The sequence below is a fragment of the Serratia sp. 506_PEND genome (assembly GCF_001076875.1).
Taxonomy (GTDB): Bacteria; Pseudomonadota; Gammaproteobacteria; order Enterobacterales; family Enterobacteriaceae; genus Serratia; species Serratia marcescens.
In genome coordinates this window covers 1-10,258 of record NZ_JVEL01000420.1, presented here as the reverse complement: position 1 = coordinate 10,258, position 10,258 = coordinate 1, and the positions used below count along the sequence as shown (strand labels likewise).

Below are 10,258 nucleotides of genomic sequence, written 5' to 3'. Positions count from 1 at the left end.
GGACAGACTTCGGAGCAATAGCCGACGAAGGTGCAGCTCCAGACGCCGTTTTGGCCGTTGAGCTGCGGCATACGCTGTTTCTTGCCGTGGTCGCGGTTGTCCAGGTTATAGCGGTGCGCCAGCGTGATCGCCGCCGGGCCGATAAACTCGGGGTTGAGGCCGAACTGCGGGCACGCCGCGTAGCACAGGCCGCAGTTGATGCAGCCGGAGAACTGGTGGTACTTGGCCATCTGCGCCGGGGTCTGCACGTTCGGGCCATCCTCCGGTTTGCGATCGTTGCCGATGATGTACGGTTTGATCGCCTCCAGGCTTTCGATGAAGTGGGTCATGTCGACCACCAGATCGCGCTCGATCGGGAAGTTGCCCAGCGCTTCGACCTTCATGCCGCCGACGTAGTCGCGCAGGAAGGTTTTGCACGCCAACTTCGGCACGCGGTTGACCATCATGCCGCAGGAGCCGCAGATCGCCATGCGGCAAGACCAGCGGTAGGAGAGATCCGGCGCCAGGTTATCCTTGATATAGCCCAGCGCATCGAGCAGCGAGGTCTGTTCGTCGTAAGGCACGGCGTAAGTGACGAAATGCGGTTCGGCGTCGCTTTCCGGGTTATAGCGCATGACGTCGATCTTCAGGGTTTGCATCTCAGCCATTTGCCTGCTCCTTATTCTTTTTCTCCTGCGCTTCGGCTTCTGCGCCGTAGACGCGTTTGGCCGGCGGCAGCTTGGTGATTTTCACGTCGCTGTATTCGAGACGCGGCGCGCCCTGCGGGTTATGGAACGCCAGCGTATGCTTGAGGAAGTTGACGTCGTCACGCTCGGTGCAGCCTTCGTCCAGGCGCTGATGGGCGCCGCGCGACTCTTTGCGGTTAAACGCGGAGTGCGCCATACATTCGGCGACGTCCAGGCCGTAGCCCAGCTCGATGGTGTACAGCAGATCGGTATTGAACACGCTGGAGTTGTCGGTGATTTTGACGCGTTTGAAGCGCTCTTTCAGCTCGGCCAGCTTATCGATGGTTTTTTGCATCAGCTCCGGCGTGCGGTAGATGCCGCAGCCTTCTTCCATCGACAGCCCCATTTCGTCGCGGATCTTCGCCCAGTTTTCGTTGCCTTCCTGCTTCATCAGGTTGCTCAGGCGGGTTTCGACGTCGCGGGTTTGCGCATCCAGCGCGCTGCCGTTGGCCGGCGCGGTTTCCAGCGCGCGGCGCGCCGCGTGCTCACCGGCGACGCGGCCGAACACCACCAGTTCCGCCAGCGAGTTGGAGCCGAGGCGGTTGGCGCCGTGCAGGCCGACGGAGGAGCACTCGCCGACCGCGAACAGCCCCTTGATGCGGGTTTCACAGTTCTGGTCGGTTTCAATGCCGCCCATGGTGTAGTGCGCGGTAGGGCGCACCGGGATCGGATCTTTCACCGGATCGACGCCGACGTAGGCCTTGGCCAGTTCGCAGATGAACGGCAGCCGCTCCAGCAGCTTTTTCTCGCCCAGGTGGCGCAGATCGAGGTAAACCACGTCGCCGCGCGGGGTGGCGATGGTGCGGCCTGCGCGCCATTCGTGCCAGAAAGCCTGCGACACCTTGTCGCGCGGGCCCAGCTCCATGTATTTGTTCTTCGGTTCGCCCAGCGGGGTTTCCGGGCCCATGCCGTAGTCTTGCAGGTAGCGGTAGCCATCCTTGTTCACCAGGATGCCGCCTTCGCCGCGGCAGCCCTCGGTCATCAGGATGCCGGAACCGGGCAGGCCGGTCGGGTGATACTGCACGAACTCCATGTCGCGCAGCGGTACGCCGTGGTGGAACGCCATGCCCATGCCATCCCCGGTCACAATGCCGCCGTTGGTATTGTAGCGGTAAACGCGCCCGGCGCCGCCGGTGGCCATCACCACCGCGTTGGCGCGGATCTGCACGCGGGTGCCTTCCATCATGTTGAGCGCCACCAGGCCGCGCGCCTGGCCGTCATCCACCAGGATATCCAGCACGAAGTGCTCGTCGAAGCGTTGAATTTGCGGGTATTTCAGCGAGGTCTGGAACAGGGTGTGCAGCATGTGGAAGCCGGTCTTGTCGGCGGCGAACCAGGTGCGTTCGATCTTCATGCCGCCGAAGCGCCGCACGTTGACTGAGCCGTCCGGTTTGCGGCTCCACGGGCAGCCCCACTGCTCGAGCTGGGTCATCTCGCGCGGGCACTGATGCACGAAGTGATCGACCACGTCCTGCTCGCACAGCCAGTCGCCGCCGGCGACGGTGTCGTGGAAGTGGTAGTCGAAGGTATCGTGATCCTGAGTGACGGCGGCGGAGCCTCCCTCGGCGGCAACCGTGTGGCTGCGCATCGGGTAGACCTTAGAGATCAGCGCGATTTTCAGTTGGGGATTGGCTTCCGCTGCGGCTATTGCTGCACGTAAACCAGCGCCCCCGGCCCCAATAATGGCAAGATCGGCGTTAAAGGTTTGCACTGCATTCCTCCAATGTTCTTGTTAAGAACGGCAAGTTAAATATCTATGCTTAAAATTTAGCGAACTCTTCGGGTGCTAACTAATTGAACCGATTAATGTTGCTTAAAGGTTAAGGATAGATATCTCCCACCAATAATGGGGAATTAACTATACCTAAAGTTAAGTAGTCGAAATTTGATGTGATCGATTGTTTTGTCGATTAACGCTTGCCCAACAGGCTTGCCTGCCTTTTCGCGTGTTCGGCGTGCTTTACCCTTTTTAACGCGCTTTTGCCGCCCATTTGTCGGAAATTGGCGTTCTGGCCGGTTGTGCATCGTGAAGAATTTGTTTGGCTGCAAGGATGCGAGTAGACTGCATCCCCTGTTTGATTTCGGAGTTAATTACCATGAGCGAAACGGCAAGCTGGCAGCCTAGTGCACCCATCGCCAATTTGTTGAAACGCGCAGCGATTCTGGCTGAGATCCGGCGTTTCTTCGCCGATCGTGGCGTGCTGGAAGTTGAGACGCCCACCATGAGCCAGGCGACGGTCACCGACGTTCACCTGTTCCCGTTCGAGACGCGTTTCGTCGGGCCGGGGGCGGCAGAGGGCCTGACGCTATACATGATGACCAGCCCGGAATATCACATGAAGCGCCTGCTGGCGGCGGGCAGCGGCCCGATCTACCAAATGGGGCGCAGCTTCCGCAATGAAGAAGCCGGGCGGCATCACAACCCGGAATTCACCATGCTGGAGTGGTACCGTCCGCACTACGACATGTACCGCCTGATGAATGAGGTGGACGATCTGCTGCAACAGGTGCTGGACTGCGAGAGCGCGGAGACCCTGTCCTATCAGCAGGCGTTCCTGCGCCATCTGGACATCGATCCGCTGTCGGCGGAGAAGGCGCAACTGCGTGAAGCGGCGGCCAAACTCGATCTGAGCAACATCGCCGATACCGAAGAAGATCGCGATACGCTGCTGCAGCTGCTGTTCACCGTGGGCGTGGAACCGCATATCGGCCGTGAAAAGCCGGCGTTCGTTTACCACTTCCCGGCCAGCCAGGCAGCGTTGGCGGAGATCAGCACCGAAGACCACCGCGTGGCGGAGCGCTTCGAGGTGTATTTCAAGGGCATTGAGCTGGCGAACGGTTTCCGCGAGCTGACCGACGGCCGTGAACAACAGCAGCGCTTCGAGCAGGACAACCGCAAACGCGCGGAGCGCGGCCTGCCGCAGCAACCGATCGACTACCGCCTGTTGGCGGCATTGCAGCATGGCATGCCGGAATGTTCCGGCGTGGCGCTGGGCGTGGATCGTCTGGTGATGCTGGCGTTGGGCGCCGAGAGCCTGAGCGAAGTCTTAGCCTTCCCGGTCGGGATCGCCTGACGTTTCAGGCGGTGAGAAAAGCAAAAAGGGTCGGCATTTGCCGGCCCTTTTTTTATTGCGAGAAACGCTTACAGCCCCCCGGCGTCGCGCTTGGTGTTCGGCGCCGGCGTAGACGGAGGCGTGCGGCCGTTGTTGGTCAACCGCGACAGCGTCTCGGTGCGCACCTGGAACGGCGGGTACGGCAGCGTGATGCCGTGCTCGCGATAACCCGCCAGGATCAGCTGGTGGATCTCATGGCGCAGCGGCATGCGGTGGCCCATCTCGGCGGCGTAAATACGCATCTCGAAGATCTGGATGCCCTGCTGCAGATCGACCAGGTAAACCTCCGGCGCCGGGTTATCCAGCACCAGCGAGCAGCGCTCGGCGGCGTTCATCAGGATCTTGGTCACTTCTTCGCTGTTGGCTTCGCCCGGCGCCGGTACGGTCAGCACCACGCGGGTTAGGGTATCCGACAGCGACCAGTTGACGAACTGTTCGGTGATGAACGCTTTGTTCGGCACGATGATCTCTTTGCGATCCCAGTCCGAAATGGTGGTGGCGCGGGTGTTGATCTTGGTGACGGTGCCGGTCAGGTTGCGGATCGTCACGGTGTCGCCGATGCGGATCGGTTTCTCGAACAGGATGATCAGGCCGGAGATGAAGTTGGAGAAGATCTCCTGCATGCCGAAGCCCAACCCCAGACTGAGCGCGGTAACCACCCACTGCAGTTTTGACCATTCGATGCCGATCCAGGCGAAGCTGAGCACCGCGCCGAACAGCAGCAGCAAGTACTTGGTGATGGTGGTGATGGCGTAGCCGGTGCCCGGCGACAGATCCAGGTGCTGCAGCACCGCCAGCTCCAGCAGCGCCGGCAGGTTGCGCACCAGCTGCATGGTGATGATCAGCACCAGAATGGCGATCAGCACCGCGCCGAGGGTGATCGGATGGGCGGTCTCCACGCCGTTGACCGTCGAAGTCACGTCCCACAGCGAAATGTTTTCCAGGAAGGCGAACGCGGAGTGGATCTCGGACCACAGCACGATCACTGACACCAGCGCGATCAGCGTCAGGATCGATCGCACCAGCCGCAGCGACTGGGCGCTGATGGTGTCCAGATCGAAGTCCGAATCGTCCGGATCGATGGCGCCTTCGGTGCTGTTCGGGGTGTGCGAGGTTTCGTCTTCGCCGCGGGCGCGCTGGGCCAGGATGTCGGCGCGGCGCTGTTTGGCGCGATCGAAAGCGATGCGCCGCCGTTGGATCAGCATCCAGCGGCGGATGATGTGGTAGATGACCAGCAGCAGGAACCAGATCGCTACCGAGGTTTCCAGGCGCGCCAACAGCGCCTGCGCGGTGGTGAGGTAACCGACGGTCGACGCCAGCGCCGCCAGCAGCGGCGCCGACAGCAACAGCCCCCAGAAGGCGCTGTTGAGCATGTTGTCGCCGGAGCCGTTTTTATCCAGATACAGCGGAATGCCGGCGCGTTTCAGGCTGTGGGTGACCAGCGCCAGCGCCAGACACAGCAGGATAAAGCACAGCCGCCCCAGGGTGTTGGCGAACTCGCGTTCTTTCAGGCTATCGAAGGTGATCAGCGCCATGATCAGCGGCACGATCAGCCAGATCGACATCTTGTAGTAGCGCATGGCGCGCGAAACCTGCTTCGCCGGCCAGCGGAAGTGCACGATGAACAGCCCCTGAGGGTGGGCGAAGGCGGCGCAGATCATGCAGATCCACAGGATCGGCAGCGTGGCGGTCACCCCTTTGCCGATCGCTTCCGCCACCGGGTAGTTCCAGGCGCTCTGCAGGCCATAACCGAGCGCGGCCCACAGCACCGGCAGCGGCATCGCCACCAGAATCGACCAGAATACGGTGCGCACCGTCAGGAAGAATTCGTCCTGCGTCACCTTGCCGACGCGGCTGCTGGCGCGCTCGAGGAAGGCGTGATAGTGCTTGCGCGAACTGATGCTGAAAATCACCAGCAGCAGGGCGCCGAAGATCGGGATCAGCGTTTCGCGGCTGGTCACCATCATCATGAAGGCGCCGCCGAGCTGCGACAGCGTGTCCAGCGACAGGACGCGGGTCAGATCGTGCGCCACGTTGAGCGGGTAGGAAAAGTTGATCGGATTAACGTCCGGCACCCAGAACAGATAGCGGTGGGTGGCGTCGCGGATCTCGTTCAACGCTTCGATCAGCTGGGTGTTGGCCACCTTCAGCTTGGTCAGCTCGAGGATTTGGGTGTCGCAACCGGACAGCAACGAGTTGAGCAGTTCGCGCTGGGTGCGCAGCTGGGCATCGACGATGCGCTGCTCCTGGTTGGTCAGCGCGCTGCCGTCGTCGCGCTTGAATTCGCGCTGCGACAGTTTTTCCAGCTGGTTTTCAAACTGCAGGCGCTGCACGCGCAGCTGGGCCATGTCGCCGTCCAGCTGTTGCGGCTTGGGCATTTCCGGCAGTGTCGCCACCTGGGCGCGCAGGGTTTCCCCCAGCGCCGACGACGAGCCGAGCCATTGGGCCTGTTCGATGATGGTGCTCAGCGCCTGGCGCACCTGCAGCGTCTGCGCCGCCGCCTGCCGCTGCTGCGACGAAATCAGATCCATGCGCTGCGCCTGGCTGTTCAGCGCGGCGGACAGTTCGCGGTTGATCTGCAGCTGCTGGCTGATGCTTTTTGGCAAATCGCCGTTCTGCTCGGCTAACTGCTCGGTTTTTTCCAGCGCCAGCTCCGCTTCGCGTTGGCGTTGGGCGTTGAGGTTATTGCGCAGCGCCTGCAGCTGAACGTCTATTTTCTCGTGGCGCTTTTTATAGACCTCGGCGCGCATGCGCGCCAGCTCCTGACGGTTGTTGGCCGACAGCTGCGCCAGCTCCAGCTCGTCCACTTTGGCTTTGCGCGCCGCGGCTTCGGCCTGCAGCAGGGCCAGGGCGGCCTGCGCATACGGCGTGGTCGGGTTGGCGGGCTGCGCCTGCAGGCGGCGCTGCACTTCCGTCAGCGCACGGCGGGCGTCGGTCTGCTGCTGCGGCAGCTGGCCGAGCGAATCGCTGATCTCCCGCGTGCGATCCTGTTCTTGCTGCAGCAGGCGCGCCTGTTCCAGCAGCAGGCTGCTGGTTTGCAGGATCTGCTGTTCCAGCTCGGCGGCCGGCAGATCGTCGCCGTTAGGCAGGATCTTGTTGCTTTCCAGCACCAGCTGACGGCGCAGCTCCTGCGTCATCTTCGGAAAATCGTCGATCACCCTCTGATACTGCTCGGAGCGAGTCTGCGACTCTTTGCGCTCCGTCAGCCAGTTGAGGGCGCTTTGCAGCGCCTCGGTGGTTTCCGCCTGATTCGGCGCGTTTTTGCTGCTTTCCGCCTGCTTCAGCTCCTGTTTGAGCTGGGTCTCGGTCGGCACGGGGGCGGCCAGCGCCGGTTGCCACAGCAGGCAACCGAGCAAAAGCGTGATGAAAAGGCGCACGGCGTCGATTCCTTTAGAGCGGGGTCTGTGGCGTTTCAGCGGCGGCCGGGATTTCGGCGAAGGCTTCACCCATGCGGGTGACGGTGCCGTTATGCAGCTGCGGCGCAAACTGCACGCTGCCTGCGGTAAACAGGTTGATCACCGTGGAGCCGAGTTTGAAACGGCCCATCTCGGCGCCTTTTTCCAGCGCGATGGCGCCTTCTTCGCCGGCGGTCGGGTAGGTCCAGCGCTTGATGATGCCTTCGCGCGGCGGCGTGACGGTGCCGGCCCAGACGGTTTCGATGCTGCCGACGATGGTGGCGCCGACCAGGATTTGCACCATCGGCCCAATGTCGGTGTCGAATACGCAGATCACGCGCTCGTTGCGCGCGAACAGATTAGGCACGTTGGCGGCGGTGAGCGGGTTGACCGAGAACAGATCGCCCGGCACATAGATCATTTCGCGCAGCACGCCGGCGCACGGCATGTGTACGCGGTGATAGTCGCGCGGCGCCAGATAGGTGGTGGCGAACAGGCCGTTGCGGAACGGCTCGGCCAACAGATAGTTGCCGGCCAGCAGCGCTTCGAGGCTGTAGTGGTGGCCTTTGGCCTGGAAGATTTGGTCCTCGCGGATCGGGCCGAGCTGGCTGATGGCGCCATCGGCGGGCAGCGCCAGCCAGTTGGCGTCGGCGATGATCGGGCGCGCGCCATCGCGCAGCGGGCGCACGAAGAAATCGTTGAAGGTGGCGTAAGACGCCAGGTCCGGGTTTTGCGCTTCCTGCATGTCCACGCGGTAGTAGCGGGCGAAGGTTTTGACCACCAGTTGGGTCAGCCAGCCGGCCCGTTTGTCGGCGCCCCAGCCCGCCAGGCGGGTCAGCGCCAGCTTCGGCAGCCAATATTGCAGTTTAATCTTGATGCTATCCAGCACGTTAACCTCGTGAATCAGGGTAAAGGGCGCGCATTGTAACGAGGGCGCCGCCGTCGTCAATGCCCGCCCGTCAGTGTCAGTCTGCGGCGTCCGTGAAGTTCTTGCGAACCTTCACCTGCGCCATGCTTTCCAGAATGCGGTGGTAATTGTCGAAACGCTCTTCCGCGATGTCGCCTTTCTCCATCGCCGCGCGGATGGCGCAGCCGGGATCGGTATCGTGGCGGCAGTCGCGGAATTTGCAACCGCCTAAATAATCACGGAATTCGACAAAGCCGCGGGTGATTTGTTCCGGCTCCAGGTGCCACAGGCCAAACTCGCGCACTCCGGGGGAGTCGATCACGTCGCCGCCATGCTGGAAGTGGTACAGCCGCGCGGCGGTGGTGGTATGTTGCCCGAGGCCCGATACGTCGGAAACCTGATTTACCAGAATTTGCTCTTCAGACGGCGGCAACAGCGCGTTCAGCAGGCTGGATTTTCCTACCCCCGACTGGCCGGCGAAGATGCTGATGCGCCCGGCCAGCGCCTGTTCGAATTCCGCCATGCCTTCCCGCGTCTGGCTGGAGACTTCCAGCACCCGGTAGCCAATCTTGCGATAGATATCCATCATGCCGTCGACCAGCTTGCGCGCTTCGGCGTCCAGCAGGTCAATTTTGTTGAGCACGATCAGCGGCTCGACTTCGAGCGTTTCGCAGGCCACCAGATAGCGGNGTTCAGCGACAGCTCGGGCAGGATCGCCGACACGATGACGATCTGATTGATATTGGCGGCGATCGGCTTCACGCCGTCGTAGAAGTCCGGGCGCGTCAGCACCGAGGTGCGCTCGTGCACCGCTTCCACAATGCCCTTCACCCCTTCATGGGCGCCCAGGCCGGGGCGCCACACCACGCGATCGCCGGTGACCAGCGAACGCAGCGTGCGGCGGATGTTGCAGCGGTGCTGAGTGCCATCCGGCGCCTCAACGTCGGCGTGCATGCCGAAACGGCTGATGACGACGCCTTCCTGCGGCTCGCCCAGCTGGGAATCATCCGGTTCCGGTTTGTTATCGGCGCGCTTCAGACGGCGCTGATGGTTCGCCTGCACGCGGCGTTGCTGACCTTTGGACAGTTTGTTCTTACTCACTGCGCCTCACTTGAATCGGTTTTATACCTTTACGTATACGCACAGCTGCGGCGAGGGACTAGCCCCGGGCGCAGCCTTGAACCCGTCAGGGTATATGTCGCCCAAGGCGACCAAAAAGACTATGATACACGCTATTTTATATTAAATAACCGTTGTTAGCCGCCGGCTGCGGCGCGTTGCCACCGGCGGCGCCCGTCGTTTCGTCCGCACAGCGTTTTTCTCTCGGCTTTTAGGCAGGAAACATCATGACAGGAAACGAAAATAACCTGATTTGGATCGATTTGGAGATGACCGGGCTGGATCCCGAGCGTGACCGCATTATCGAGATCGCCACGCTGGTCACCGACGCCAATCTGAACATCCTGGCGGAAGGGCCGGTGATCGCCGTGCACCAATCCGACGAGCAGCTGGCCTTGATGGACGAGTGGAACGTGCGCACCCATACCGGCAGCGGGCTGGTGGAGCGGGTGAAAGCCAGCCGCCAGGACGATCGCGCCGCCGAGCTGGAAACCATCGCCTTCCTGCAGCAATGGGTGCCGGCCGGCAAATCGCCGATTTGCGGCAACAGCGTGGGCCAGGATCGCCGTTTCCTGTTCCGCTATATGCCCGAGCTGGAGGCCTACTTCCATTACCGCTATCTGGACGTCAGCACGCTGAAGGAACTGGCGCGCCGTTGGAAGCCGGAAATTCTCGGCGGCTTTAAGAAGCAGGGCACCCATCAGGCGCTGGATGACATCCGCGAATCGGTGGCCGAACTGGCTTATTACCGCGAACATTTCATTCAGCTTTAAGGCGATGGCGGCCCCTGCGGGGAAAAAACGTCGTTTTTAGCCGCTTAATTCGCCAATCTGGCGCTTTAATCGGCAATCAAACAAAAATCGCGTTTTTTTGCTTTCAGGGGCTTGCGGCAAAAAGGATTTCTCGTATAATGCGCACCCCGTACCGATGAAGAATTTCGTAACGTTCCACCATCGATACGCCGGGCGGGAATAGCTCAGTTGGTAGAGCACGACCTTG

At 61.7% G+C, this 10,258-nt stretch carries 5 protein-coding genes and 3 pseudogenes (1 of these 8 cut by a window edge); 2 read left to right on the top strand and 6 right to left on the bottom strand.

The annotated features are described in order from the left end of the window. A pseudogene (locus ADK28_RS15745) lies at positions 1-647 on the bottom strand (succinate dehydrogenase/fumarate reductase iron-sulfur subunit); it reaches 83 nt to the left of the window's first position. Next, positions 640-2,436: a fumarate reductase (quinol) flavoprotein subunit gene (frdA, locus tag ADK28_RS15740; protein ID WP_028127563.1), complete on the bottom strand. Its 1,797-nt coding sequence runs from the start codon at positions 2,434-2,436 to the stop codon at positions 640-642. Before frdA ends, ADK28_RS15745 begins: the two are co-directional and overlap by 8 nt. Before the next feature lie 385 nt (positions 2,437-2,821). Here frdA and epmA point away from each other — a divergent pair, with 385 nt between their 5' ends. Then, on the top strand, positions 2,822-3,799 hold the full coding sequence (epmA, locus tag ADK28_RS15735; RefSeq protein ID WP_028127564.1) for an elongation factor P--(R)-beta-lysine ligase: 978 nt from the start codon (positions 2,822-2,824) through the stop codon (positions 3,797-3,799). A 68-nt stretch (positions 3,800-3,867) separates the two neighbouring features. On the opposite strand, the gene mscM is transcribed toward epmA, so the two are convergent. The 3 genes and pseudogenes from mscM to rsgA form a co-directional block, all read right to left on the bottom strand. Then, positions 3,868-7,215 (bottom strand): miniconductance mechanosensitive channel MscM, encoded by a 3,348-nt coding sequence (gene mscM / locus ADK28_RS15730; RefSeq protein ID WP_048796057.1) that lies wholly within the window; start codon positions 7,213-7,215, stop codon positions 3,868-3,870. A gap of 13 nt (positions 7,216-7,228) precedes the next feature. Then, positions 7,229-8,122, bottom strand: coding sequence for an archaetidylserine decarboxylase (gene asd, locus ADK28_RS15725; protein WP_048796063.1), 894 nt, complete (start codon positions 8,120-8,122; stop codon positions 7,229-7,231). A gap of 76 nt (positions 8,123-8,198) precedes the next feature. Further along, positions 8,199-9,241: pseudogene (gene rsgA, locus ADK28_RS15720) on the bottom strand (small ribosomal subunit biogenesis GTPase RsgA). A 245-nt stretch (positions 9,242-9,486) separates the two neighbouring features. Here rsgA and orn point away from each other — a divergent pair. Continuing rightward, positions 9,487-10,032: an oligoribonuclease gene (gene orn / locus ADK28_RS15715; RefSeq protein WP_004929689.1), complete on the top strand. Its 546-nt coding sequence runs from the start codon at positions 9,487-9,489 to the stop codon at positions 10,030-10,032. A 36-nt stretch (positions 10,033-10,068) separates the two neighbouring features. On the opposite strand, the pseudogene ADK28_RS32745 reads toward orn, so the two are convergent. Beyond that, a pseudogene (locus ADK28_RS32745) lies at positions 10,069-10,258 on the bottom strand (hypothetical protein); the annotation flags it as partial.

Excerpts from the sequence above, each read along its gene's own strand:
- orn (WP_004929689.1), top strand. The coding sequence starts at position 9,487 with ATGACAGGAAACGAAAATAACCTGATTTGGATCGATTTGGAGATGACC.
- epmA (WP_028127564.1), top strand. The coding sequence starts at position 2,822 with ATGAGCGAAACGGCAAGCTGGCAGCCTAGTGCACCCATCGCCAATTTG.